Genomic DNA, 25,047 nt, shown 5'->3' with positions numbered 1-25,047 from the left:
TCGGGGCAATACTTAAAGTATTGCTACAATACTTTAGATAGAACTAGGGGGATCACTCGTGCAAGCCAAACCGCTCGCCATCGGCGTAGCCGTAGCTGTTCCCGTGGCCCTGCTAGGCCTAGTCTCCTCGATGCTTCTGCTCTTGGGGCCGGCGAAGCCCGCCGCTGCAGACTGCGGGTCGGCAATGTCCGTCTCCGTGGATGCCAACACCAAAGTTGCCGGCTACAGCCAGGAACAGCTGAAGAATGCCGCCTCGATCATGGGGGCGGGTAAGGCTTTGAACCTTTCCGTGAATGGTCAGATGATCGCGATGATGGTTGCCCTGGGGGAGTCAGGCCTTCGCGTTCTGGACACTGGCGATACCGTCGGCCCCGACTCCCGCGGCCTGTTCCAGCAGCGCGGCAACGGTGCGTGGGGATCCTATGAGGACCGCATGAACCCGACCACGAGCGCAACGAACTTCATGAAGGCGCTGCAGGGCGTGGCGGGCTGGGAATTGTTGGAACCGACAATTGCGGCCAACAAGGTCCAGCGCAATGCCGCCCCGTACCACTACCAGAAGTACTGGCCCGAGGCCGTGAAGCTCGTCCAGGCCCTCTCGACCTCGAAGTTCTCCCTTCAGGGAAGCGAGTGCGGGATCCCCGGCCAGTCAGGCGCCGGGAACGACTACCCGTGGAAGAACTCACCGACCTGGATGCAGGCCGGGGCCACCGCCGCCAGCACTTCTCCGCTGGGCATGTACTACCGGGAGTGCGTGGACTTTGCCCTGTGGCGGGTCAACCAGCAGATGGGCTCCACGAGTGCGCCGTTCAGGTTCCTCAACGGCAACTTCCGTCCCGATGGCCAGGGCCTGGGTTCGGCCCTGACGTGGAAGGCCGGCTGGGACGCCAAAGGCTGGCCCACCGGCCGCGCACCCAAAGTCGGTGCAGTGGTTTGGTACGCGCCCGGGGCCGGGGGAGCGGACCCCAACTTCGGCCACGTCGGCGTCGTGAAGGAAGTCAAGGACAACGGCACTTACGTCGAAGAGGGCTACAACGGCAACCCGGCCCCGGATGACCACAACTACTACACCCGAACCGTGTCCAACACGGTCCCCTCAGCCTTCCTGTACCTGCCCGTCCAAGAGGAGAAGAAGTGAAGAAGCCCCTGACCCTGATCGCGGTGGCGCTGCTGTGCGCGGCCTGCGCCCCTGCCGCCTCCACCGGGGCCGCGTCGGCATCCCCTTCCAGCGCCAGCCCCACCGCCTCCGCCCCGGTCTCATTGAGCGCCAACAGCGGCCCCCAGGCACCCGGCGGCACGGTACCGGCCACCATCGGCATCGCATGGGACCAAGCCAGCAAGGACGCAGCCGTCGACGCAGCCGAGAACGCGATGACCGACTTCGCCCGGCCCACCCTGGACGAGAAGCAGTGGGCCAACGACCTGGCCCGCTGGCTGACGCCTCAGGCCACGGCCGACTATTCCTCCGTGGACCCCTCCAATATCCCGGCCTCCCGCGTCACCGGAGCGGCCACCTTGTCCGTCGATGAGGCCAACGGCTACGGCGCGACCGCCGCCGTCCCAACGAACGCCGGGACCTACACGCTGCAGCTGCTCCGCACGGCCAAGGACGCTCCGTGGAAGGTCAACCGTCTCACCCCGCCAGCATCCTAAGCATCTCCACCTTTCCCCTTCTCACACCTAAGGAACAAGCCGATGGGTACTTCACCTACGCAAGTTATGGCCTTCCCCAGCATCAAAGCCATCGTCCGCGACAACGGCACCGCCGAGGTCGTCGTCGCGGGCAACTCCCGCATCGTTCCCGCCGGGGAATCCCTGCAGGACCTCCGCAACAACGCCCTGGCCCTGGTCGTCGGCGAAGCGCAAACGCTCCAGCGCCCCGTCCGGGCCCAGATCGAAGACCCAGAGGGCCACGGCGAACTCATCGTCCACCCGGACAACAAGATCGAATCCGTCTCCTACGAACCCCGCACAGCCCGCCGCCGTGCCGAAGCCCCCGCCACCACCCCGGAGACCGCCGCTCCCGCCGTCATCGAAACCACGCCTCTTACGGCACCGGAACCAGCCGCCAAGCCTGTCGAGACCGCACCGGTTCCCGCCGCCGTAGCCGACTCCCAGCCGGGGCCACCCGCAGCCTCGGCCCCGGCCGTAACCGAAGCTGCAGTGGAAGAACCGGCTCCGACCCGGCGCAGCCTGAAGGACACCTCCTTCCTGGTCAGCGCCCCGGTCCTCGAGCCGGCCACACAGGGCTGGCGCGGCGCCCTCACACGCCTGGGCATCCGCATGAACCCCTCCGACGAAGAACTCTCCGAACGCGAGGACATCCGCACGGTCAGCCAGCACTGGCCCGGCCCGCGCACCATCGCCGTGGTCAACCGCAAGGGCGGGGCCAACAAGACCCCCACCGTCGTCATGCTCTCGGCCATCCTCGCCCGCTACAGCGGCGCGGCCACGGTCGCATGGGATAACAACGAATCCCAAGGGACCTTGGGCTGGCGGACCGAAAAGGGTGCTCACGACCGCAGCGTGCTCGACCTGATCGACTCCTCGACCGAACTGCTGTCCCCATCCACCAACGCCGCCGAAATCGCCAAGTTCGTCCACCACCAGACGGCCGATAAATTCGATGTTCTCCGCTCGGACGAGAACGAAGAAGGCGATCACGAAGTCACCGCCGAAGAAGTCGACATCGCCCACCAGGTCCTGACCCGGTACTACCGGCTCGTTGTCATGGACTCAGGCAACACTGCCCGCGCCGCGAACTGGCGGCGCATGATCGACCACACAAACCAGCTCGTCGTCCCCGTTACGGCCATCGAGGATCGTGCCGAAGCCGCCCGGCTGACCCTGCAGACCCTCGAATCCCGCGGCGGCCACGACGCGGAGCTGGCCCGCAACGCCGTCGTGATCGTCTCCGAGTCCACGGACGCGAAACGCTCCATGAGCGGGGATGCCCTGAAGCGGGCCAAAGACGAGGCCGAACGGATCGCCAAGGGCTTCGAACCCTTCGTCCGCGCCGTCGTCCGCATCCCGTACGACCCGGCCCTGGTCAACGGACCCATCCGGTACGAAGCCCTCCAACCGGCAACCCAGCGGGCCTGGCTCGCCGCGGCCGCCGCCGTAGCCGCCGGCTTCTAACCACCCGCCCAACGGACATTCGAAAGGAGGACCCATGCAACAGACCCTGAACCCCTGGATCAGCCGCCCCGCCGTCGAGGCCGAAGCCTCAGAGCCGGAGGCACACACCCCGCCGGCGGCGGCCATCACCGCTCCGTTGCGGGGCATGGTCGAACCCGACGCCGCTGACCGACTGGGCCGCAGGACCGTCGCCGGAACCGCAGCTATCTGGGTCACCGGAGCTCACGGCGGATCCGGTGAAAGCCGGCTCGCGGAGATCCTGAACGGGGCAAGCGCGACCGGACACTGCTGGCCTGTCCCTCAGGACGGGAGCACCCCGAAGCTGCTGCTTGTCTGCCGCGCCGATATGCGCGGACTGACCGCGGCCCGCAGCGCCCTCACCCAGTGGGCGTCAGGGGCAGCTCCGGCCGTTGACCTCCTCGGCCTTGCCGTCCTGGCCGACGCCCCCGGCAAGACGCCCAAAGCCCTTCGCGACTTCGCCGCCATTGTCGGCGGCGGAGCGCCCCGCCTCTGGACTCTGCCGTGGGTCGAGGCCTGGCGGCACGAAGACACCCCCAGCGTCCCCACGGCCCGCGAATACCAACGCTTCACCACCGACATAGCTGCACTCGTAGCTGACACCAGCACCACCAAATGAAAGGTCTCACCATGAACTCTCTCGCTGTATTCGACGGAAGCGTCATCCCCAACCCCACCCCGGTTGTCCCGGCCCAGGCCGGCGGTCTGCTCACGATTCTGAACTGGGCTTCCGGCATCGGCCTGGTCCTCGGCGTACTCGGCGTGATCATCGTCGGCATCGGCATGGTGATCCAGCTGCAGCGCGGTGAGGGCGCCCAGGCCATTGGCAAGCTCGGCTGGGTCCTTCTTGGCTGCATCATCATCACAGGCGCCTCCGGCATCGTTCGCGCGTTCGTCTAAACCACCACCACACGGGAGGTTCACCATGAGTCAGTCCATCGAAAGCACCCCTGAGAGCAACCCCTTCACCAAACCGGGGTTCATCATCGCTGCGGCGCTGGTCGTGGCGCTCCTCGCGGCCACCATCGTCATCTTCCTGCTCCCCAAGGGGGACACCACGGCCCAGCCCGCCCCCGCGTCGTCCTCTAGCAACGTCTCCACGTCGCCGTCGGCTCCGGCCGACGCAGGGGGCAAGAGCATCTGCGGACTGCCCTCCAGCACTGACACAGCGCTGGGAGCGGCGCCGAAGTCCAAGTGGGAGCTCGTCGGCAAGACGGCCGCCCCCACCGACCCAAAGACCTTCGGCCCTGGTTTGACTGACGGTGAAGGCTTCCGCTCCTGCTTTGCCCATTCACCGACGGGCGCGCTCTACGCCGCTGTCAACATGATCGCCCTTGGTTCTTCAGCGACACAGGATTCGCTGAAGCTCGCAGACAAGCTTGTGGTCCCTGGCCCCGGCCGCGATGCGGCCATTGCCCAAGCCAAGGCGCAGACCTCAATTCCAAAAAGCGGTGAGGTCGCTCAAGTCAGCGGGTTCCTGGTCAAGTCCTACAGCCCTGCCGAAGCGGACGTCGATCTTGCGATCAAACTCCCGAACGGCGCTCTTGCGCACTCCGTACTCTCCCTACGTTGGGTAGCAGGAGACTGGAAAGTGAAGGCCTCAGATGATGGGCAGGTATTCAATGGAATCGCCCAGCTTACCGATCTGAGCGGCTTCATCCTCTGGTCGGGCGTCTGACATGGCTGAGTGCGGGCTGGGGGACATAACCTGCGTCGCGGGCAACATCGCATCCGGGGCAGTCAACGACGCCATGGGGAACATGGCGAAGGCGATCATGGAGGGCATGAGCCAGATGGTGACGACTCTGTCGACCTTCTGGGTTTCGATGCCTACGGTGAACCTGACCAGCCAGGACGGCAGCGCGGCAAGCCCCGTCGTTTCCATGGTCAATGGTGAGCTCATGGCCTGGACGGTCGCGCTGGCCATGCTTGCCGTCATTGTTGGCGGTATCCGCATGATCTGGGAGCAGCGGGGTACGCCGCTTAAAGAGCTTCTGCGGTCCCTGGTGACGCTGACACTTGTCTCCGGGCTGGGCCTGGGAGTCATTTCGATCCTGGTGGTCGCGGCGGATGCGTTTTCGGCCGCGATCATCAACCGCTCGACAGACGGTAAAGGGTTCGCGGATGCGATGAAAATTCTGGTCATGACAAACCAGACAGGGGTTGGAGTCTTCATTCTCATCGTTCTGGGTCTGATCGGATTGCTGGCCTCCCTGGTCCAAGTAGTGCTCATGGTCGTCCGTAGCGGGATGCTGGTGATTCTTGCCGGCATCTTGCCTACGACAGCCGCGTTCACGAACACGGAAATGGGCAAGCAGTGGTTCCAAAAGGCTGTGGGCTGGACGATCGCGTTCATCCTCTACAAGCCGGCCGCGGCCATCGTCTACTCTGTCGCGTTCCTGCTCATGGGCAGTAGCGGAAAGAACGCCCTGATCGGCTCGATCACGGGGTTCACGCTCATGGTTGTGGCCTTGTTCGCGATGCCGGCGCTGATGCGCTTCGTCACCCCCATGGTCGGTGCTGTCGCATCCGGTGGCGGAGCGGGTGCCGGCGCAGCCGTCGGTGCGGTGGCCACCGGCGCCGTGTCCTTAGGCCGCGGGGGAAGCGGGCGAGGCAACGCCTCCCCAACACCGGCCAGTTCCACGGGCACCCAGACAGGCGCGGCGCCGAAGGGAAGCGACGGGACATCGGGGCCCAAGGGGAGCGGCGGCAAGCCAACTCCCGGGTCAGCAGGATCGGCCGGCGCGCCGGGAGCTGCCACCGCGGGAGCCGCAGGTGCTGCGGGCGCAGCGGGTACGGCAGGAGCCGGCACCGCCGGCGCTGCATCAGGTGCAACTGCAGCCGCCGGCCCGGCTGGCATGGCCGTGGCAGCAGGAACACAAGTAGCGTCCCGGGTTTCCCAGGCCGCACAACAGACCGCACAGGACTCAACCGGGGAGGGCCCCAGTGGCAGCAATTAGCACCGAATACAAAGAACCGTCCTACGGAAACTGGCGCGTGCCGCGTTCCGCCGGGCTGGGCAACCTCGGCGCCATCGGCACCGGCATCGTCATGGTCGGTCTGCTGCTGGGCATCACGAGCTTCGCTATCTGGGGCTTGCTCCCAGGGCTGGCTGTGCTTGCCGTCGCCGGTATCAGCGCCCTGCTGCTGACGGTGAAGGACAAGCATGGCCAGTCCGTTGTCGACCGGTTCGCGACCCGGATGAGCTTCCGGGTCTCCAAGTCCTCGGGCACGAACCTCTACCGCTCCGGCCCGCTGGGCGTGACTCAGTGGGGTATGTACCAGTTGCCTGGACTCGCGGCGAAGTCCACGCTGTACGAATTCGCTGACTCCTACAAGCGCCCGTTCGCTCTCCTGCACGTCCCGGCCACGAACCACTTCACGGTCATCTTCTCCACCGAACCCGATGGCGCATCCCTGGTCGACCCGGAACAGGTCGATGCGTGGGTAGCCAACTGGGGCGGTTGGCTTGCCGGGCTGGCCGACGAAGCCGGACTCGACGCCGCCGCCGTCACGGTCGAAACCGCGCCGGACTCGGGCTACCGGCTCCGCAACGAAGTCGAGATGAACATCGACCCGAACGCCCCGGCCTTCGCCCAGGCCATCCTGCGTGAAGTCGTAGACACCTACCCGGAGGGCTCCGCTACCGTCCGGGCGTGGGTGTCCCTGACGTTCAATGCCTCCCTCCGCGCCGGGTCGAAGAAGCGCACCCCGGAGGACGTGGCCCGCGACCTCGCCTCCCGCATCCCGGGCCTCTCGGCCCGGCTGCAGTCCACCGGTGCCGGCATAGCCCGGCCCATGTCCGCGCAGGAACTCTGCGAAGTCGTGCGGATCGCCTATGACCCGCCGGCTGCCCTCATCATTGATGAAGCCCACGCCGCCGGATCCCCGGTCTCCCTGAACTGGGGCGAGGTCGGCCCGACCGCGACGCAGGCTTCCTGGGATGACTACCGCCACGACAGCGCGTTCTCCGCCTCGTGGACCATGACCGGGGCGCCTCGCGGATCCGTGAACTCCTCAGTGCTCTCCCGCCTGCTGGCCCCGCACGGGGACATTGACCGGAAACGCATCTCCCTGCTCTACCGTCCGATGGACTCGGCCCGGGCCGCGGCCGTCGTTGAACGGGACCAGAACAACGCCAACGTCCGCATCACCTCCGGGAACCGGCCCTCTGCCCGCGCCCTGGTTGATGCCCGCTCCGCGGTGCAGACCGCCCAGGAAGAAGCCCAGGGAGCCGGCCTGGTGAACTTCGGCATGGTCGTCACCGCGACCGTGACGGATAAGGAACGCCTCGCTGACGCCGTGGCGGCCATTGAGCAGACCTCCGGCACCGCCCGGGTGCTGCTGCGGCGTGCCTACGGATCCCAGGACACCGCGTTCGTCGCGTCCCTGCCCCTCGGGCTGGTTCTGCCCAAGCACAGCATGGTGCCCTCCGAGATTAAGGATGCCCTCTAATGGCCCGCATGCGCCTTTTGACTGCAAAGAAGTCAAAGACAGTAAAGGATCAGGGGGACCGTCGGGAGAAGCGCCAGGCCCGGGACGTCGGCCCCGGTTCACGGGGCTGGACGGGCCGCGGCGGCGGCATGGCCGCCCTCGTTCCGTCCGTCACGGAGTACCGCGGCACTACGGTCCAGGTGTGCGGCCTGTGGCCGTTCTCCTCGGGTGCGTCCTCACCCATGATCGGTGTGCCGCTGGGCCGACATGAAGAAACCCAGGCAACGGTCTGCTGCGACCCGATCAGCTGGTTCCAGAGGGCACGCCTGATTTCCAACCCGTCTGCCTTCATCCTGGGTAAGCCCGGGCTGGGTAAGTCCACGCTGGTCCGCCGCATGTTCCTCGGCCTCTCGGCGCAGGGCGTGAACGCACTGGTTCTCGGCGACCTGAAAGGTGAGCACGTCAAAGCCGTGCAGGCCCTCGGCGGTCAGGTCATCAAGCTCGGCCGTGGCGTCGGATACCTGAACATTCTCGACCCGGGCCAGGCTGTCGAAGTCGCCCAGCGCCTCGAAGAGGCCGGACACCACGAGGCCGCAACCCGAGTGCGGGCAGACGCCCATGGCCGGCGGCTGAACATGGTCGTCTCGCTGATCACGATCAGCCGGAACAACCCGCCCACCGACCAGGAACAAACCCTCCTCGACCGCGCCCTGCGGGTGCTCGATGACCGGTTCGACGGGGTCCCTGTCCTCAAAGACCTGCTCGACGTCATTGTCTCCGCCCCCAACGAGCTGCGCCAGGTCGCGCTGGACCGCGGCGACATCAACGTCTACCTCAAGGAAACCCGAGCGCTGGAGGCAACACTGCTGGGTCTGACCGGCGGCGGGAAGCTCGGAGAAATCTTCTCCCGGCAGACCACCAACCCCATGAGCCGGGACCGCGCCGTCGTTTTCGACGTCTCCACCATTGACGAGACCGAAACAGACCTGCAGGCCGCCGTGCTGCTGGCGTGCTGGTCCTACGGCTTCGGCACGGTCAACGTCGCCAACGCCCTCGCTGACGCCGGCCTGGAGCCGCGGCGCAACTACATCGTCGTCCTGGACGAGCTATGGCGGGCGCTGCGCTCGGGCAAGGGGATGGTCGACCGGGTGGACGCCCTTACCCGGTTGAACCGCTCTGTCGGGGTTGGGCAGATCATGATCTCCCACACAATGTCCGACCTGCTGGCACTGCCGGCAGAGGAGGACCGGATGAAAGCTCGCGGGTTCGTCGAACGCTCCGGCATGGTCATTTGCGGAGGGCTTCCGGCTTCGGAGATGCCGCTGCTTACCCAAGCGATCCCGCTATCACGGCAAGAACAGCAGAAACTCATCTCCTGGCAGGACCCTCCCGCTTGGGACTCCCGCGGTGCCGATGTCGAGCCCCCGGGGCGTGGAAAGTTCCTGATCAAGGTCGGCGGCCGCCCGGGGATCCCGGTCCAGATCGGTTTGACCTCCATCGAACGTGCCGAGGGCCTGAACGACACGAACACCCGCTGGCACGAGCCGGCTGCGCCGTTGATGGACCTCGCGGCGCCTGAACTAGCTCCGGAAGGAGAGAAGCTGTGAGTGTAGTAATCCTGCGTGGAGGCGCTGAATCCTGGTTCCGTTGGCTGGGTATCGTAGCGATTTCTGGCGCGGTAGTAGCAACAGGTCTCATTGCCGATTTCGCAAAGGATTCGTCCTATAAGGGATTAATTCTTGCCGCGGCTGTGACGAGCGTCCTTCTTTCCCTCACGCTCGTGGTCGGGCCACGTCGAGGCGGCCGAAGGATGTTAGTCCTCGTGGTTCTCACCCTTCTCTCCGCCGCGGTTACTTGGTACGTGGCTCAGGAGTTCGCCTTTAATTCCGCCGACGAGGCCAAGCAAATATCTCCCTGGTTCTGGGCCGTATCAGGTGGAACCATCGCGGTAGCGGTTGCGGCGGTGACTGTCTTCGTGAGCAACAAGGATCTCCACAACCCAGAAATCAGTCTGACGAAAAACGGCTTGAGCCTGATACTGGTCTTCGTATCCGCCCTGGCCCTGGCCCTCAGCCTTCCGACCGAATTGGGAACGCCAATTGGCTGGGCCACCATCGCAGTCACCATGGGCGCACTGGGGCCGATCTGGAAAAGCGAAGCCCAAGCCGCTGAAGAGATCCGCGATCTAGAGCTGGAGATCCTTAGGCTGCAAAACGAAGTCAAGAACAGAAAAGCCACCATCGGCAAGAAAAGCCTTCTCACGAAGCAAGGTAACTCGAAAGGTAATAAGAGATGAGCGCCCCCAACCGGAAAGGAATGGGCCTAGGGGATGCGATTCTGGTTTGGCTGGCGATTGGCTTCCTTGTCCTCTTCGGTGGCGGCGCGTACGCCGCCGTGCACATTGGATCCTGGATGGCCGGCTTGCCAACACCGCCCGGGCACCCGATAGACCTGATCGCTGGCCTCGTGAAGGGCAAAGTCATCTGGCCGGTCCAGTCGACCATCGTTGTGGCCGTCATAGTGGGTCTGATCCTGGCGCTGGCTATCGTCGTGTTCTGGGCGTGGAGGAAGGGTGCCTCCAAGCGCGCCCGGGTCGACAAAGCAGCCCGATACCTCGGCCGCGGCAAGCACCTGACCGCGTTCTCCGAGAAGGGCGCACAGGCCACTGCCGACCGGTTGGGCGTCACCGGCAACCCGGGCATCGTTGTCGGCAAGGTCGTCTCCACCGGACAGACGTTCATTCAGTCCTGGGAAGACCTCAGCCTCGACATTTGGGGACCCCGTACCGGTAAGTCCACTTCCCGGGTCATGCCGGCAATCCTGGACGCACCCGGCGCTGTCGTCTCGACGTCGAACAAGCGAGACGTCGTTGACGGGACCCGCGGCGTCCGCGGGTCCACCGCGCCGGTCTGGGTCTTTGACCCGCAGAAGATCGCCCAGGAAGAGCCAGACTGGTGGTGGAACCCGCTCTCCTACGTCACTGACGAAGAGACGGCCTACAAACTAACCCAGCACTTTTCTATCGGTTCACGGGTTCCCGGCTCCAAGCCGGATGCCTACTTCGATCCCAAGGCAGAAGACATCCTCTCGTCCTACTTCCTCGCGGCCGCACTCGGTGAACTCCCGATCACGCAGGTCTACCTGTGGGTCACCGAGCAGGTGAACCGGCAACCGATCAACATTCTGAAAGAGCATGACTACGAGCTGCAGTACAAAGGCCTGGAGTCCACGCTGGAACTCGCGGACAAGCAGCGCGACGGCATCTTCGGCACCGCCGAGAAGATGATCCAGTGCCTCAAATCCAGGAACATCCTGCGCTGGGTCGCCCCGATGGGCGGCGCGACCGTTGCCACGGATGCCCGCCGGCAGTTCAACCCGCACGCGTTCGCCGCCTCACAGGAGACGATCTACATCCTCTCCAAGGAAGGCGCCGGCTCAGCTTCCCCCCTCACCACAGCCCTAACCGTGGCCATCGCCGAGGCGATGGAGGAACGGGCCGAACGCAGCGGCGGCCGCCTGCCCAAACCAGCGCTGTTCGCCCTCGATGAGCTGGCCAACGTCGTCCGCTGGGCAGCCCTGCCGGATCAGTTCAGCCACTACGGCTCCAAGGGCCTGATCGTCATGGGCATCCTGCAGTCCTGGTCCCAAGGCGTCGAACTGTGGGGCGAGGCGAACATGCGGAAAATCTGGTCAGCCGCGAACGTCAAGGTCTACGGTGGCGGCGTCGCAGAAGAAGGTTTCCTCCGGGCACTCTCGGACCTGATCGGGGACTACAGCTACACCAACGTCTCCGTCTCCTCCGGCAAGTCCGGCTCCAGCCGTTCCCGGCAGGAGGGCAAGGAACGCATCTTCGATGTCTCCAACCTCGCCGAACTGGACCGCGGCCGCGCCGTGGTCCTCGCCTCCGGCGCCCCGGCCACCCTGGTCCGGACCATGCCCTGGTACACCGGCCCGCACAAGGAAGCCGTGGAAGCCTCCATCAAGAAGTACAGCCCCCGCCCCGAGGAACCGGAGGCCGTCCCGGTGCCCTCCGCTCCGGTCGCTAATCCCTGGGTCACCGGGTAAGGAAGCAACCAGCCATGGCAGATGATTTCGGGCTGTTCGATACGGACACCCCCGCCCACAACCCCGGCGCAGGCGAAGACGGGGAACCGGAGAAGGCGCCGGAGCTGGTCTACGGCACGGCCGAAGAGTTCCTTCACGAGCAGCTGCTGCCGACGTACGTCCGCAGCGTCACCGGTAAGACCGCGAAGTGGTGCATCGAGTGGTATTTCCACCCCGAAGCCGTCTCCCGTGTTGCGGCCTTGTGGCGTTCCTGGGAGCACCTGCGCCTCGATCCGGCAACCGGCATGAGCGTCTGGTGGCGGGACCATGCAGACCACCACATGGGCGTCCTGCTGAACCCCCAAGGACCGTTCTACAACTGCGACATGAGAGAACACAGAGATCCAGAGCATCTCGAGCCTAAGAAAGCCCCGCCTGGCTGGTTTCCCGATGTGCGGAGCCAACGGGCGTAAGTGTTGAATTATCCGGCTCGGTTACTCCGTGACCCGGACTAAAGAGGCCCTGGCGGGGAAGGGCCAACTCAGCGGGCTCGAAGCGAATAGGCTCAGCCACAGCGGCGAGGCGACAAAAGGCACGAGGAGACACCCGCGACTTAGCCGGCCACGCACCGGTTGTGTCCGTTTGTTTTGGACTGCGTCGAATCCATCCGACCATCACTCCGATGACACGCACCTCTGCACCAACCAGCCGGCCGACGCCGCGCAAAACCGTCATTGAGCGCGAGTTTAAAGACGGCCACACAGATTCGTGCGGAGGCACGCAAACGCGGTGGGCTCGAACGCTGACACATGAACAAAGGGAAAGATCGCCTTCGCGGTCATCCCTGTGGATAACGGCTGGAAGCAAAGATGGTTGGCCCTCCGTGGGGGGGCAAGGCCATCGCTCTTACCTTTTCGACCTGCGCACTATTTTGTTGCCGCTGGCGTCCTTCGCTGGGCGCCCCAGCAAAGCACCTCGTGGGCGGCCCAGATGGCAGCCATACCGAGGAACCCGTAGAAGCTGAAGAGCATCCCAAATGTTGCCCCGAGAATGGTACCTACGTCGGTCGTTCGGGCTCCGAGAGCCGTTCCCTCTGTTCTGACAGGTAGATCCATCTGGCTGGCATAGACCGCCCAAGAAACACCGTAAATGGCGGCGCACACCAGCAACGAGATGAGGGCAACCCGCCTGATATTTGACTTACGGAAGACAAGATAGACGATGAGCATAATGCCGACCATCCAAAGCCCCACCGACCAATACGACCACAATTTCTCAACCATCAAGGTCCCATCTGTTCACATGTCCTACCCAGAACTCTAACGCTGCCTGCTTGTTCCCGGGATGCAGCTTCTATACGTGCAGGCGGAGCAGCACATCGCGAAATGCCCGTCCCGCTTGATCGGCCATTTCTGGCGAAACGTCCGACCGTTTCATCTGAAGTTGGCCGGCCAACGCATCTGCTGGGATGGTAAACGCTGGGTCATTACTGGTGAAGATCGACGTAACCCCAGTCGTAACTCCCGAGGGCGAGCCAAAGCGTTCAGTGACGAACCGAGAGATCCTGGTGGACGTGGAAGTGTTCCCGAGCAGCGTGCGGCATAGATCGGCGATACGAAGATTAGGGTTCCTGGTCATCTCACGGTTCACCAGAAATGCGTCGGCATCTGCAACTAGGTCGTCATAGGCAAAGTTCCAGTTCCGGTGGCCACGCTCTCCGAACATCTCGGTTCCCCACTGGTAAAGGTCTGCATAACCTCCGCCCTCAACCATGTAGTTGCCAATGGACGAGAGGAGGTCGCCGGCCCAGCCCCCAAGGTCCGCAAGTTCGGCCTTTCCCGAAGGGGTCGTGGCGCTGGAGTTCATGTATGCCGACGCACTTGCAGCCATGTGACTGACGCCGATGCCCAGGCCAGTGACTGCGTCGAAATAGGCCTGGCGAGGCACGATTGCAAGCGCTTGCGATTCAAAGAGCCCATACAAGACCGGGGCAGCGCCGGTCAGCACATCCCAATTCAGACCGACATAGTCCGGTTTCATAAGAAAGCGCAAGACCATGCGATTTCTGTCTCGGGTTGAGGCATCCATGCCGTCCGCCAAGACGTTCAGCTGATCGATGTACGAGAAAAAGGCAGCATTGGAGTTGGCAACAGTTTCGACCTGGAGTGCAGAAATTCCGTTGTCCCGGCCCGACGAAACGTCATTGTCCAAGCCGAACTGAACTTGCGGGGTTGTGAACCAAAATTCCTTTATTTGGTCGAAAGCCCAGTTGGTCGGGAGAGCGTAGCCCAGGTTTCCGCTGTAGCCGGTGGACATGCCGCCCACGAAACTGAAGGTCGCTAGATTGGCTGCTGACACCTGGCTGCACACATTTCGGGTCCCGTATACCCCTGCGCGGTACATGCCCATGGAGGCTAGTCCCCGTTTAATGCCTTGGAAATGGGGGATGATGCGGGTTTGGATCGTATCGATGGTGGCATCGTAATCGACCGCGAAGTAGATGACTGTGTCCCTCTTGAGACGAGCCTCCCACGCTCTTTGGGCGGCCAGGACTCCGGCCGCATAGCCGTCGGCTTCACTGAAGTATTCTGGACCGTCTGCAAAGTCTTGGAAAATCGGGAAGAATGTCATGCCACCGGCATGAATGTTTTCGACTTCGCCGACCATGAGGCGCTTGTTCTGCCCCTTCAAGTACCTTCCTACTGTCTTGTAGCCCGCCGCTTTTAGTGCGGAAACGTGCGCAGGGCTAAGGCCAGTAACGCAGTCGCAGGCCCCAGTTTTTCGCTCTGGATCTCCGGTACTCACGAGGAGTGAGGCCCAAGTGGGCCAATCCCCAGAACCAGTTACGGGAAGTACGGAAAAGTTCTGGAAGGAACGTACGCTTGCGGAAGTAGTCGCGTCGAACGTACCGGTAAAGCTCGTCACTTGATTATTGAAAATCATAGCGGCTTGGAATAAGCGCACGAAGGTTGAAACCGCGCCAACGGTAAGGGCTGGCTTGCTCTTCAGCATGGATTGGGTCGTCGGACCAAAGGAACCCGTCGCGGAATCATCGGATAAACCGAGTTCGAACTGTATAGCAGTGACTAGGGCGATTTGTACGTCACGGGAAAAGTAACCGTCTGCCGGGACAAAGTAGAAGTATTTTCGCGCCGAATACTGGAGATTAAGCCATTGCTGCACCTGGCGCACGGCGTTGCTTCCCCCTGGAAGTGTCACATAGGCGTCCATCGTCAGGAGCGACTTGAAAATCTTAGCTGTTACACCTCCCTGGGGGGTGAGTCCCATGTCTTGGCGCATGGACGCTATTCCGCCATCCATGAGATCGGAGAACTTTCCATCAATGGCTCCGCCTGAGTAGCCTTTGCACCAAAGGCCGCACTGAAGAATGCGTACGATGTTGCTGTTGCCAGTGAAGTTTCTGTCAATAGTTCCGAGCGCCTCCAGCTTGCCCAGCGTCTGTTCACCAAAACCGTCTGAGAGGGCTGTGATACCCAGTTCGTGCTGCAGAGCGCGGGTCATCGCATACATGGTGAGCCATCCGGTGACTCCAGTTTCGGCCACTGGCGTGTATCCTGCGACGTTACCGTAGGTAAAGTTCAACCACTTCTGTGAGTTTTGGACCCACTGATCCATATTGTTTCCTTAATCATGAGGGAGGTTTTTCGCTCGGAAAAACGACGTAGGCTAATACGCATCGCGCTTTTCGATCTGTCGCCAAACCGAATCCGTATTTGTGGCACCCAGACGATCTGTCGTCCGGAGATTGGGCATGCTCGCCGCTTCGACGTCGATACTTACCCGGGGATGCAGGATATTTGCCAGCTCGCCAATGTTTTCCTTAAAGGAACCGGCGACGAGCAATTCGAGACTGGAGCCAGCCTGCAGGGGCGCGGCAATACGCCATCCGAATGTTGACGCGAATTTGTCCCTTTTCGGCTGAAGAGCTTTCAGCGCTTCGGTCGAAGCGCTCCCGTTCAAAAGAATCCGCTTCGAATGGAGAACGTCGACGATCTGTGGGTCCACGGTCAGTGATATGACCGTACCGGCTGGAACTGGGAAAGGGCCTGCACTTTTTATCAGCACTGATGCCGGGTACATGTAGTCATACGCAGCGGAACCCTTCCAGGAGTGGCGATTCCACCCGGCAAAAAGCTCGTATCCCCAGGCTTGCCGGCTCTGGGGGCGCATGCGGCGTTCTCGAATCGGTGAGGCCGGGATCGCAACAGCATTGTCTGCCACTGTCGTGGTGAAGGGGACAACGTCGTCAATGCTGTCATTGGGGAACTGGTTTCGGCTCCTGATGTCGAAGACAACGACGAGACCTGCAGATTGCGCAGGGGGGACGATTCCGGGGACTCCAAGGCTGTGAGTCACAGAAGCGCCGGTGGTTACTGGCGGGCCGAGGCGAACTGCTCCGACCGGTACACCGTCTAGGACAACCGTCCCGCCAAGGATTTCATCTACGAGGCGCCGGTCGTAGCAAATTGAAAGTCCGTCCGGGACCGGGACCCCGAATGCCGACGAGTTCACTATGGTCAGACCTAGTGGCATGACGTAAGTGGCTGAGCGTGAGTGTTTTGCCTCGAAGTGGGCCAATTCACGGACACCAAGGCTTGTGTACGTAAGCGGCGAGTCATTGGCCGGCGTGGCGTATCCCGCGTTGGCAGTCGCCAGAACTATCCCAATGCCCGAGACAACTCCCAGTTTGAGAATGCTGCGGCGGCGTGTACCCAGTGGAGTTGTTGGATCGGCAATCTGAACTGCAGCTAATTTCATCAAGGAATTCCGTTCGTCGGTCGTAGGATGCCAGCGCGGAGGGGCACCTGCGACGCCCGTGAGCGCTGGCTGCCAATTGGTGGTAGCGGTGGACGACTCCACCAGATCTCTTGGCGTAGAGGGACATGTGAGGGGCCAGCATCAACGGAAGCGGGCCCCTCACTCATCATTTACGCGCGCGGGAGAACGTCCACACTTTGGCGTTTATCGAATTACTACGCGATCTGGATCGCGATCGGGTCCACGGTTCCATTGAAGTAGTACGTATCCATCGTCTTGCCACGCCACGGCGACCAGTAGAAGTAGTTGCCGTCTTTGTAGTACATCCGGCCGACGTTGTTCCCTGGACGAAGTGCGTAGACGTCGGCAATGTAGTTGGGGTAGAAGGTCCCAGAGTCCGCAAAGCAGTCAGTGGCATATCCAAAGGCGTTGGTCCAGTAGACGGAATAGTAGTCATTGCCCGGCCAGCAGACTGCGTTGTAGATCATCGGAGATATGACGTTGTCCGAATCAGTTTCGGCGGGCTTTGGTGCACTCGGGACCGCCGGCAGTGACTTGAGACGCTTCTTTGCCTTTTCTTCGACTTTCTGCTTCTGCTTCTGTTCTGCAGCCTCCCCTCTAGAGAGGGTGGCGATGTGCTTGGCCTGGCCATCCACGTCCGCCTGCGAAACCCCCAAGCTGGCGAGTTCCTCAGGAGTAACTAAGAGTCGAAGACTCTCCTCCCCCTGCACGCTCAGGCTCCCGGCGTCTACCTGCGAGTCTGCTGTGGCGGCCGACACCGGCGCCACACTTGCAAGTACAAAGGCCAGCGTGAGCACGCCCCAGCGCAATGACTTCATTTTCAAAGTTCCCCCAATAGCGGCCTGAGCAGGCCAGTCGGCGTGGGGGCGCTCGGATTTTGTCCCCCAACCCGGATAGTATTTAGCCATCGTAAAGATAAATCAAATTGTTTGATGAACCATAGGAGTCGAGTGTCTGTGAAAGTTGCCAAGGGATGGAAAGCTCCTGCGACCGTGGTGCTGGGCGGTGCATTAGTACTAGGGACGCTTGCCCTAGCAGCGCCGACACCACCACCCGCCGCTGCGCAGGTGGACTACGGCCATCCTTCGGCAGCTTCCCTCGCGGTTCTGCCTGAGTGTGCGGGACCTCTCGCTGAACAAGTGTCAGCGGCATTGTCAGGTGCAACTGAGCCTGGCCTATTGTCGTCGGCCCAAGAGGTAGGTGCGGCGGGTCGGAGTGCGGAGGAAGTCAATGACCAAAGGGCCAAGTGGGCTGCTCTGTCTCCCGCTCAACGAGACTTTCAGGCATGCTTAGGTGCGGCTCAGAATTCCATTGGCGCCACGGCCGCCGCCGGCAGCTGACGTTCCTACAATAGTCTGGCGGCCGCGGTCGGTTTAGTCTGACAACAGGGGCGGGCGGCGAAGGCTGCTGTGCGGTGAGATTCTGTCCCTCGAACGCCATGCGTCACAACAAGAGGAATTGGCACGGCAGGCGATCCGGGGCCGTTGACCGAATGTGCATTTTACCGGCACTTCCGAAGCGTCATGAGCCGCCTACCGGGAGTACACGGGCGGCAACGAGGGTAGACGGCGAGGAGCCCGTCAAAATCGACCCCGCTCATCGTCGTAGCAATAGGTCCGGGGAGACCCATCGCCCGACCGGACCAGCTATTGGCGGTAGGCCGATGGCCGTGCATGCGCCAACTCGTTCCACCGTCGAGCCACGGGGTCTCGATTTGAGGACCCCGCATCAGGAGCAAGAGGCACAGCCTAGCTTGTCATAATCACGGATATCGGCTTTATTGGGTGTGATTTTGGATGTGGTTCAGGCATTGATCCAGCGTGCGTTTTCGTGGGATCATGAACTATGACTGCAGTAACAGGCGCCCGCGGCGGGCTGAAGGCGCACCAGGATTCCATCCGGCTGCCCGACGACGTGCTGGTCCGGGATCTGAGGGACCTGCTGGGAGCGAAACTGGTCGCCTACCTCGGGTCCGTGAAGGAAACCCGGGCCGTCCGGTTGTGGGCCGACGGGGAACGGAAACCCTCCGCCGAGGTGATGCACCGGCTAAGGACCGCCTACCACGTGGCGGCCCTGCTCGCGGAGCGGGATTCCCGGGCCGTGGTGCAGGCCTGGTTCCAGGGCATGAACCCGCAGCTGGACGATGTCCCGCCGGCGCGCCTGCTCCGCGAAGGCCAGCTGGATGACGCCGGCCCGCAGGTGCTGGCCGCCGCCCGGGCGTTCGCGGCCGCAGGCTGACCGGTGGCTTCTGCACAACTGACCGCGGCCGAGGCCGCCGGCAGGGTCTGGCGTGTCGGCTTCCGCCCGGAACCGTGGGCCTGGAGCGGCTGGGAATGGGCCACCGACGGACGGTTCCCCGGACGGTGGGATGACCTGCACGGCAACTTCCGCACCATCTATGCAGGCTCGTCCCTGCTGGCGTGCCTGCTGGAGGTCCTGGCGCACTTCCGCAGGGATGCACGGCTGAGCGTGGAGCTGGACGAGATCGTCGAGGACGACGCGGATCAGGTCCTGCATCCCACCATTGCCCCGGGAAAGGTCCCCAGGGAGTGGCTGGAAGTGCGCGCCGCCGCGTCCGCGGAGCTGTCCGGGCGGTACTCCGCAGTGACCGCCTCCGGCAGCGTCGCGGCCCTGTACCCGCACTTCATCGGCCTGGCCCTAAGCCTGGGTTTGGCTGACTTTGACGCCGCGGCGCTGAAGGACGCCCGGCCCCGGCGCCTGACCCAGGCAGTCGCGGCCTGGCTCTACGAAATGACAGACTTCGATGGCGTCACTTTTGCTTCCCGCCACGGTGACGATCTCCAGCTTTGGGCTATCTTCGAGCGCCCCGGCGATCCACCGGTCACGCCGAACATCCAAGATGTAATCCGCGAAGAACCACTGGAGCACGACAGCCCGAAAATCAGCAACGCCTTCCGCCTCCTCGGGCTGCAATGGGAGAACGACTAAGTCCGTTTCAACGATGCCTACTTCCGCCCCGAAGCACTCCCACACGGAAACTCTATGGCGGCCCTGGGAACGCCTCAGGCTGGACGCAGCCACGGGAATCGGTGCCTGGCGGAAAGATCACGCGGACCACCAAGGCAAGTCATCTTGCGCTGTAGATAGATGTAAGAATTCACCATGGCCTTCACTCCGCTGCACCGCGCCCTCGGGCTTTCGCCGTCGCCACTTGAATATTCGATGCTGACGAGCGCAATCGAACAACAGCTGACAGAAAAGGGCGATCTCGACTGGAAAAAGCAGCTCCCGGAAAACCGGCACCCCAAGGCCTCTGAAGAGTTCGCCAAAGATGTTGCCGCCATGGTCAACGCCGGAGGCGGAATGATCGTCTACGGAATTGCTGAAAACGGGGAAAGCAGCGCAGCCGAGAGTATCGTCCCGGTAGACAGCTGGACCGATTCCCTCGAGAGGAAACTGAGGGGCTGGGCGTACTCCCTCATCCAACCACCTGTGCACGGGCTCACATTCACGCCCCTGAGCGGAGATGATAATCAGGTTGTTGTCCTGGAGATCCCGCTAAGCCAAGAAACGCCGCACTTCGCCATGAAGGACGACGCCCTCAGGGCTCCGCGGCGATACGGAGCGCAGACCGTTTTCATGAGCGAGCGTGACATAGAGCAGGCCTACCGCGCCCGGTTCGCGGATCGCCGCAACAATGATCGAAATATGTCGGATCTGTTGGACCAGGCACTTCTCGGTGTTGAGCAGTCCGGGGTCTGGCTGACCGCCGCCGCCAAACCAATCAACCCTCGCCCGGGGTACGCCGGCAGAATCACCGAGATGGAGGCAAAGGAGATCCTTATGGATCTCATGAGCAACAATCCTTTCTTCGAAGAGCGGAAGGGCCTGGAAACGGCTGGACTGAACCCACGGCCCGGCTACAGGAAATGGCGTTCCGCGGAAACCGCCAACGGGCAAACGTGCAGCGTCGTGGATATCCACGACGATGGAAGCGTTGCTCTAGCCCATGAAGCTTCGCGTTCAACAACGCCAGACGACTTTGATCCTTCGTCAGACGTCCATGTCCTGGACGCGCAGGCACTATCGGCCCATATCGTCCACCTGGCCAGGGTCGTTGCAGAAAGGATGGGCATAGCCGGAGACTTCGAAGTATGCCTCACCCTGAGCCCTCCCGAGTCGAAACCGATCTACATCCGAACCTTCAACATGGGCTTCTCAGGCCTGACCAGCAGAGATCGACTGGTACCCATACACAAGTTCCAGCCAGTCATCGCTCGAGTCGCCGCAAACGATCCCACGAATGAAAGCCTGACGGCAGTACGCGGATTGGCCCTGGACGTCGTGAACCAAGGAGGGACCACCGCCCTGGGATGGCTGGTCCTAAAAGACCAGATCTGACACAGGTCACGACCACCCCCGCTCACCGGAGAAAGCACCGGAGCTCGTCTACGGCACGGCCGAAGAGTTCCTTCACGAGCAGCTGCTGCCGACATACGTCCGCAGCGTCACCGGTAAGACCGCGAAGTGGTGCATCGAGTGGTATTTCCACCCCGAAGCCGTCTCCCGCGTAGCGGCCTTATGGCGTTCCTGGGAGCACCTGCGCCTCGACCCGGCCACCGGCATGAGCGTCTGGTGGAGGGACCATGCAGACCACCACATGGGCGTCCTGCTGAACCCGCAAGGGCCGTTCTACAACTGCGACATGAAGGAGCACCGCGACCCCGACCATCTGGAACCAAAGATGGCACCAGCTGGCTGGTTCCCCGATGTCCGGCTGTCCGCTGGCCCATAGGGTGCGCTCAATTCGCCGGCTCGGTCTGGCCTGCCATGATCCAGAAATCGTTCCGGGAGTTCCTTAGACGCCGTGATCGGCGTAAAGGAGCCTGGTTGGCGTAGTAGCAGGCTTGGCCCGCGGGCAGGGGGTCAGTCATGAGCGGGCTCGCCGGTGACTTTGTGGTCGGCGTGGTTCAGGCCTTCCATGACGAGCCGGGTCAGGTGCCCGTCGGTGAGGCGGTAGATGACCCTGCGGCTTTGTTTCTGGGTGGTGACGAGGCCGCTGAAGCGTAGCTTGGCCAGGTGTTGGCTGACCGAGGTCCGTGAGGCTCCGGTCTGCTCGACCAGGGTGCCGACGTCGGAGGGTTCCTGGGCCAGGAGCCAGAGCAGGTGCAGCCGGGTGGGGTCCGAGAGCATCCGGAACGTGGCCGTGGCCGCGTCCAGCCGGCGCGAATCCGGTGCGTCGGGGTGATGGAGGCTGGCGGCCCGAATGGGTTGTAAGTTTTCCACCGGCTCAGCCTTTCACGGTCTCCGGCACGGGACCGGACCTGGATCCCGCAGGCCAGAATCGGAACGCCGCAAGTGTACTGATTGTAGCCACGATGGCCAGCACGGCGGCGGCCGCCGGCTGGCCGGCGGCGGCGCCGATCCAGCCGGCGACAGGGTAAGTGATGATGAAGCAGGCGTGGGAGAGGGAGAACTGGGCAGTGAAGATGTAGGACCGGGTGCTGTCTGTTGCCGCACGGCGCAACAGGCGCGCCGAGGGGGTGTTGATCATCGAGGTCCCGGCACCGAGGACCACCCACAGGCCCAGCAGCACCGGCCAGGTGCCCGGCACGGCCAGCAGGGCGAAAGCCCCGGCCAGTCCGGCGGAGAGCAACACGGCGCCGGCACGCATGAAGGCCCGGTCCGGCATCCGGTCCAGGACCTTGGGCGCTGTCAGCGCGACGAGCATCGACCCGGTACCGAAACAGGCCAGGGCGACCGCGACGTCGGCGTTGGAACCGCCGAACATGTCCCGGGCGTAGACGACGGTGTTTACCAGCACCAGGGCGGTGGCGGCCGCCACGGCAAGATTCAGGGCCATCAGGGCCCGTAGTTCGGGGGTGCGGGCAAAGATCCGCGTGCCCAGGGTGGTCCGGTGCCACAACGTCCCTTCCTGCCGCACCTGCGGTGCCGCAGGAAGACGAGTGGTGACGACCAGTGCCGCGGAGAACAGGAACCCGGCCACGGTTCCGAGGAACAGATCATGGAAGGACAGGATGGTCAGCAGCGCCGCGGCCAACGCGGGGCTGACCAGGGACTCCAGGTCGTAGGCCAGACGCGAGAGGGAAAGCGCCCGGGTGTACTGGCGTTCATCAGGGAGGATCACCGGGATCAGGGACTGGAACGCCGGGGTGAAGGTAGCCGAGGCGCTCTGCAGCAGGAAGACCAAAACATAGATCTGCCATGCCTGGTCCACCATCGGCAGCATCAGTGCGATTCCGGCGCGGATCAGGTCCGCCCCGACCAGCACCGCCTTTTTCGGTAGCCGCTCGACCAGTGCCGCCATCAACGGGGCAACGAACACATAGGCGAGCATCTTGATCGTCAGTGCCGTCCCCAGAACGGCACCGGCCTGGCCGCCGGCAAGATCAAAGGCCAGCAGGCCCAGCGCCACCGTCAACAGGCCTGTGCCCAGGAGTGCCACAACCTGGGCCGAAAACAGCTTCCGGTAGGCCGGAACGGCCAGAACTTCAAACAAAGGGACTCCTTGGATCATCGGGGATATATCAACAAGTGCCTACGTGTGCACCTATAAACTTAGTGGCTTTCGCTGATGTTTTCCAGGAGCCGCCGGCTGGAGGGCGAGTTCCCACGTTATGAAAGGTCCCCGGCGCGAAGCGTGAGGACCGAGGCGGGAAGCGGACAGGCTGGCGGGGGTACTCGCGGTGGACTGACGGATCCATGCCTGGCGACCATTCATCCATTGTCGTAGCGCATACCATCTAGAAGGGCATCATGGCCCGCTTCTCCTATCTAAGGGACGGGTTCTTTGCGAGCTTCAGTACTGCCGGATTTCTTCATACCGTCGCCGACGGTCAGCGCTTTCGAACTCGGGCCGCTGACCATACGCTTCTACGCGCTCTGCATCCTGGGAGGCATCGTTCTGGGGACCTGGCTGAGTGCCCGCCGTCTCCGGGCCCGGGGCGGTACAACTGCGCAGGCCCTGGACATCATCGCGTGGGCCGTTCCGTTCGGCATCATCGGCGGCAGGATCTATCACGTCATTACAGATAACCAGCTGTATTTTGGGCCGGGCAAGGATCCTTGGGGGGCTTTCCGGATCTGGGAAGGCGGGCTCGGAATCTGGGGCGCCGTCGCCTTCGGCCTTGTCGGCGCCGCCATCGGGGCACGACGGACCGGCGTCCGCTTGGCAACATTCGCGGACGCCGCCGCCCCGGGGCTGCTCCTGGCACAGGGACTGGGCCGCTGGGGTAACTGGTTCAACAATGAGCTTTACGGGGAGCCGACGGCTCTGCCGTGGAAACTTCAGATCCACGCCATGAACCCGGCCACCGGCCAGGCGGTGACCGCTGCCGATGGCACCCCGGAGGTCCTTGGATACTTCCAGCCGACGTTTCTCTACGAGTCCTTGTGGTGCGTGGCCGCCGCGTCGCTGCTGATGCTCCTGGATCGCAGGTACAAGCTCGGCGCCGGATCGGTGTTCGCCCTCTACATCGTCTTCTACACAGCCGGCCGCTTTGCCTTCGAGCTGATGCGCTCTGACTACGCCAACACGATCATGGGGCTGCGCGTGAACACCTGGGTTTCCGCTCTGCTCTTTCTTGCCGGCCTCGGTCTCGTCCTGGTCCTGAGATCCCGGCCACGGTCCGAAGCGCCCCCCGGAAACACCGACACTGTCGGCGTCGTTGAAACCCACACTGACGGGCGCCCTCCCGAGCCTCGCAGGAATACACCGGACGGCAAAAACGATCGCCACCGAACGCGATGACACGCACGCTGGTTTCGCCTCAACTAAACACCGCTAGGTGCGACTTCTTTGCTGCCGACGCCCTCTTAATGCTCCCCTTCGTTAGAGGATTTGGCTGGATTCGGGTTTGGAAGGCCCGCTAGCATAAGTCTCCCCACCTATGGTGAACGTTACGCCCCGCGGCTTAAATCCGTTCTGGCACGAGCGGATGCCGTATCCGAAGGGTCGCCCGGGTTCAGATGTGCGCGTTACTCATCGTGTTCTGTCCGTCGAGCCATTGACGGAAATCAACGATTTTCTTCCGGACGTTGACGGCCAGGGCGTTGCTGGTCCAGCCGGGTGGTGAGAAGTTCGGCAAGTTCGTCGGGGTGTCTGGAAGAAACGAGCCAGTACGGTGCCGGGTCTTCCTTGTCCGTAATTTCGATTTTCACGACAGCGTCGATCCATCCCCTGATGCACAGATGTGTCAACCCGTGCAGGCCTGTTCCCCGTTGTGCGGTGGCTTCTTCGTTGATGAAGGCCTCCACTTTACCGATATATATCCGGTCAATCTGGGCGCGGCCCACTTGCAGGGCGGAGCGGGTCACCAGGATCGTGGGAGTGGACGTCATCATCATCGTCACGAGGATGATGAGCGTGAGAACGGATGCCAAGACCCCGGTGGTCATGTCGATAGGAGCGAAAATAACCGCCGGGATGAGGGAGAGGCCGACCACGATTACCCACACGCCGAAGTTTGGGTACAGGCGTTCCTTCCACAGCACCGGTTCGTCGGCTGGTGGCCTCCCATCCACAGTGAGGGTGCTTTCTCGGGTAGGCGCCGGGGGAGAGGTACGTCCAACAGTACAAGTGTCTGCCGGCGGTGGGGCAGCCGGAGGATCGGATGGGGGAATGGTGGCCCC

Annotated in this window: 23 protein-coding genes and 1 pseudogene; 17 read left to right on the top strand and 7 right to left on the bottom strand. The window is 62.9% G+C overall.

The genetic code is table 11. From position 1 onward, the window contains the following. Positions 1-58: 58 nt before the first annotated feature. From ABC337_RS18060 to ABC337_RS18005, 12 genes are all read left to right on the top strand, one after another. The gene (locus ABC337_RS18060; RefSeq protein ID WP_412885111.1) at positions 59-1,138 is read left to right on the top strand and encodes a CHAP domain-containing protein; all 1,080 of its coding nucleotides are present in this window, start codon (positions 59-61) and stop codon (positions 1,136-1,138) included. After that, on the top strand, positions 1,135-1,653 hold the full coding sequence (locus ABC337_RS18055) for a hypothetical protein (protein ID WP_412885112.1): 519 nt from the start codon (positions 1,135-1,137) through the stop codon (positions 1,651-1,653). Before ABC337_RS18060 ends, ABC337_RS18055 begins: the two co-directional genes overlap by 4 nt. Before the next feature lie 42 nt (positions 1,654-1,695). Further along, positions 1,696-3,138: a chromosome partitioning protein ParA gene (locus ABC337_RS18050; protein WP_412885113.1), complete on the top strand. Its 1,443-nt coding sequence runs from the start codon at positions 1,696-1,698 to the stop codon at positions 3,136-3,138. Positions 3,139-3,172: 34 nt separating this feature from the next. Further along, the gene (locus ABC337_RS18045; RefSeq protein WP_412885114.1) at positions 3,173-3,775 is read left to right on the top strand and encodes a DUF6668 family protein; all 603 of its coding nucleotides are present in this window, start codon (positions 3,173-3,175) and stop codon (positions 3,773-3,775) included. A gap of 11 nt (positions 3,776-3,786) precedes the next feature. Next, on the top strand, positions 3,787-4,056 hold the full coding sequence (locus ABC337_RS18040) for a hypothetical protein (protein ID WP_400160539.1): 270 nt from the start codon (positions 3,787-3,789) through the stop codon (positions 4,054-4,056). Between the two features lie 25 nt (positions 4,057-4,081). Further along, on the top strand, positions 4,082-4,834 hold the full coding sequence (locus ABC337_RS18035; protein WP_412885115.1) for a DUF8175 domain-containg protein: 753 nt from the start codon (positions 4,082-4,084) through the stop codon (positions 4,832-4,834). Between the two features lie 82 nt (positions 4,835-4,916). Next, positions 4,917-6,116, top strand: coding sequence for a TrbL/VirB6 family protein (locus tag ABC337_RS18030; protein WP_487247085.1), 1,200 nt, complete (start codon positions 4,917-4,919; stop codon positions 6,114-6,116). Further along, the gene (locus ABC337_RS18025; protein ID WP_412885117.1) at positions 6,103-7,611 is read left to right on the top strand and encodes an SCO6880 family protein; all 1,509 of its coding nucleotides are present in this window, start codon (positions 6,103-6,105) and stop codon (positions 7,609-7,611) included. The genes ABC337_RS18030 and ABC337_RS18025 overlap by 14 nt, the downstream gene beginning before the upstream one ends. Next, the gene (locus tag ABC337_RS18020; RefSeq protein WP_412885118.1) at positions 7,611-9,197 is read left to right on the top strand and encodes an ATP/GTP-binding protein; all 1,587 of its coding nucleotides are present in this window, start codon (positions 7,611-7,613) and stop codon (positions 9,195-9,197) included. Before ABC337_RS18025 ends, ABC337_RS18020 begins: the two co-directional genes overlap by 1 nt. Beyond that, a complete protein-coding gene (locus ABC337_RS18015; RefSeq protein ID WP_412893315.1) occupies positions 9,194-9,886 on the top strand; it encodes a hypothetical protein in 693 nt (230 codons plus the stop codon). Before ABC337_RS18020 ends, ABC337_RS18015 begins: the two co-directional genes overlap by 4 nt. Beyond that, complete coding sequence (locus ABC337_RS18010; RefSeq protein ID WP_412885024.1) at positions 9,883-11,655, top strand: type IV secretory system conjugative DNA transfer family protein; 1,773 nt, start codon at positions 9,883-9,885, stop codon at positions 11,653-11,655. Before ABC337_RS18015 ends, ABC337_RS18010 begins: the two co-directional genes overlap by 4 nt. Before the next feature lie 14 nt (positions 11,656-11,669). Continuing rightward, a complete protein-coding gene (locus ABC337_RS18005) occupies positions 11,670-12,107 on the top strand; it encodes a DUF4913 domain-containing protein (RefSeq protein ID WP_412885025.1) in 438 nt (145 codons plus the stop codon). Positions 12,108-12,560: 453 nt separating this feature from the next. Here ABC337_RS18005 and ABC337_RS18000 read toward each other — a convergent pair whose 3' ends face one another. From ABC337_RS18000 to ABC337_RS17985, 4 genes are all read right to left on the bottom strand, one after another. Continuing rightward, positions 12,561-12,917 (bottom strand): hypothetical protein, encoded by a 357-nt coding sequence (locus ABC337_RS18000; protein ID WP_412885026.1) that lies wholly within the window; start codon positions 12,915-12,917, stop codon positions 12,561-12,563. 70 nt (positions 12,918-12,987) lie between these two features. Then, complete coding sequence (locus tag ABC337_RS17995) at positions 12,988-15,270, bottom strand: glycoside hydrolase domain-containing protein (protein ID WP_412885027.1); 2,283 nt, start codon at positions 15,268-15,270, stop codon at positions 12,988-12,990. A 51-nt stretch (positions 15,271-15,321) separates the two neighbouring features. After that, complete coding sequence (locus ABC337_RS17990) at positions 15,322-16,413, bottom strand: hypothetical protein (protein WP_412885028.1); 1,092 nt, start codon at positions 16,411-16,413, stop codon at positions 15,322-15,324. A gap of 215 nt (positions 16,414-16,628) precedes the next feature. Continuing rightward, positions 16,629-17,252 (bottom strand): hypothetical protein, encoded by a 624-nt coding sequence (locus tag ABC337_RS17985; RefSeq protein WP_412885029.1) that lies wholly within the window; start codon positions 17,250-17,252, stop codon positions 16,629-16,631. Between the two features lie 1,027 nt (positions 17,253-18,279). On the opposite strand from ABC337_RS17985, the gene ABC337_RS17980 reads away from it, so the two are divergent. The 4 genes and pseudogenes from ABC337_RS17980 to ABC337_RS17965 form a co-directional block, all read left to right on the top strand. Continuing rightward, entirely contained in the window at positions 18,280-18,672 is a 393-nt protein-coding gene (locus ABC337_RS17980) for a hypothetical protein (protein ID WP_412885030.1), read from the top strand. Positions 18,673-18,675: 3 nt separating this feature from the next. Continuing rightward, on the top strand, positions 18,676-19,383 hold the full coding sequence (locus ABC337_RS17975) for an RES domain-containing protein (RefSeq protein WP_412885031.1): 708 nt from the start codon (positions 18,676-18,678) through the stop codon (positions 19,381-19,383). 174 nt (positions 19,384-19,557) lie between these two features. Next, positions 19,558-20,796: an AlbA family DNA-binding domain-containing protein gene (locus ABC337_RS17970; protein WP_412885032.1), complete on the top strand. Its 1,239-nt coding sequence runs from the start codon at positions 19,558-19,560 to the stop codon at positions 20,794-20,796. 28 nt (positions 20,797-20,824) lie between these two features. Next, positions 20,825-21,190, top strand: a pseudogene (locus ABC337_RS17965) (DUF4913 domain-containing protein); the annotation flags it as partial. A gap of 131 nt (positions 21,191-21,321) precedes the next feature. On the opposite strand, the gene ABC337_RS17960 reads toward ABC337_RS17965, so the two are convergent. Together ABC337_RS17960 and ABC337_RS17955 are read right to left on the bottom strand one after the other, a co-directional pair. Next, the gene (locus tag ABC337_RS17960) at positions 21,322-21,681 is read right to left on the bottom strand and encodes an ArsR/SmtB family transcription factor (protein ID WP_412885033.1); all 360 of its coding nucleotides are present in this window, start codon (positions 21,679-21,681) and stop codon (positions 21,322-21,324) included. Positions 21,682-21,685: 4 nt separating this feature from the next. Next, positions 21,686-22,915 carry an MFS transporter gene (locus ABC337_RS17955; RefSeq protein WP_412885034.1) on the bottom strand — a complete coding sequence of 410 codons (1,230 nt, stop codon included), beginning with the start codon at positions 22,913-22,915 and terminating at the stop codon, positions 21,686-21,688. A 291-nt stretch (positions 22,916-23,206) separates the two neighbouring features. Between ABC337_RS17955 and lgt the strand changes: the two genes are divergently transcribed. Next, positions 23,207-24,166, top strand: coding sequence for a prolipoprotein diacylglyceryl transferase (lgt, locus tag ABC337_RS17950; protein ID WP_412885035.1), 960 nt, complete (start codon positions 23,207-23,209; stop codon positions 24,164-24,166). Positions 24,167-24,432: 266 nt separating this feature from the next. Here lgt and ABC337_RS17945 read toward each other — a convergent pair whose 3' ends face one another. After that, positions 24,433-24,909 carry a DUF3093 domain-containing protein gene (locus tag ABC337_RS17945; protein ID WP_412885036.1) on the bottom strand — a complete coding sequence of 159 codons (477 nt, stop codon included), beginning with the start codon at positions 24,907-24,909 and terminating at the stop codon, positions 24,433-24,435. Between the last annotated feature and the right edge of the window lie 138 nt (positions 24,910-25,047).

Origin of the sequence: Arthrobacter phoenicis (assembly GCF_047238215.1) — a bacterium.
In the GTDB taxonomy this organism is placed as follows: Bacteria; Actinomycetota; Actinomycetes; order Actinomycetales; family Micrococcaceae; genus Arthrobacter.
Note: the sequence above shows the minus strand (reverse complement) of the source record. Positions and strands in the feature narration are given on the sequence as shown.

Bases quoted from the DNA above. Each gene is read 5' to 3' on its own strand.
- ABC337_RS18050 (WP_412885113.1), top strand. From the start codon at position 1,696: ATGGGTACTTCACCTACGCAAGTTATGGCCTTCCCCAGCATCAAAGCC.
- ABC337_RS18045 (WP_412885114.1), top strand. From the start codon at position 3,173: ATGCAACAGACCCTGAACCCCTGGATCAGCCGCCCCGCCGTCGAGGCC.
- ABC337_RS18040 (WP_400160539.1), top strand. From the start codon at position 3,787: ATGAACTCTCTCGCTGTATTCGACGGAAGCGTCATCCCCAACCCCACC.
- ABC337_RS18035 (WP_412885115.1), top strand. From the start codon at position 4,082: ATGAGTCAGTCCATCGAAAGCACCCCTGAGAGCAACCCCTTCACCAAA.
- ABC337_RS18030 (WP_487247085.1), top strand. From the start codon at position 4,917: ATGGCGAAGGCGATCATGGAGGGCATGAGCCAGATGGTGACGACTCTG.
- ABC337_RS18020 (WP_412885118.1), top strand. From the start codon at position 7,611: ATGGCCCGCATGCGCCTTTTGACTGCAAAGAAGTCAAAGACAGTAAAG.
- ABC337_RS18010 (WP_412885024.1), top strand. From the start codon at position 9,883: ATGAGCGCCCCCAACCGGAAAGGAATGGGCCTAGGGGATGCGATTCTG.
- ABC337_RS18005 (WP_412885025.1), top strand. From the start codon at position 11,670: ATGGCAGATGATTTCGGGCTGTTCGATACGGACACCCCCGCCCACAAC.
- ABC337_RS18000 (WP_412885026.1), bottom strand. From the start codon at position 12,917: ATGGTTGAGAAATTGTGGTCGTATTGGTCGGTGGGGCTTTGGATGGTC.
- ABC337_RS17995 (WP_412885027.1), bottom strand. From the start codon at position 15,270: ATGGATCAGTGGGTCCAAAACTCACAGAAGTGGTTGAACTTTACCTAC.
- ABC337_RS17990 (WP_412885028.1), bottom strand. From the start codon at position 16,413: ATGAAATTAGCTGCAGTTCAGATTGCCGATCCAACAACTCCACTGGGT.
- ABC337_RS17985 (WP_412885029.1), bottom strand. From the start codon at position 17,252: ATGAAGTCATTGCGCTGGGGCGTGCTCACGCTGGCCTTTGTACTTGCA.
- ABC337_RS17980 (WP_412885030.1), top strand. From the start codon at position 18,280: ATGACTGCAGTAACAGGCGCCCGCGGCGGGCTGAAGGCGCACCAGGAT.
- ABC337_RS17970 (WP_412885032.1), top strand. From the start codon at position 19,558: ATGGCCTTCACTCCGCTGCACCGCGCCCTCGGGCTTTCGCCGTCGCCA.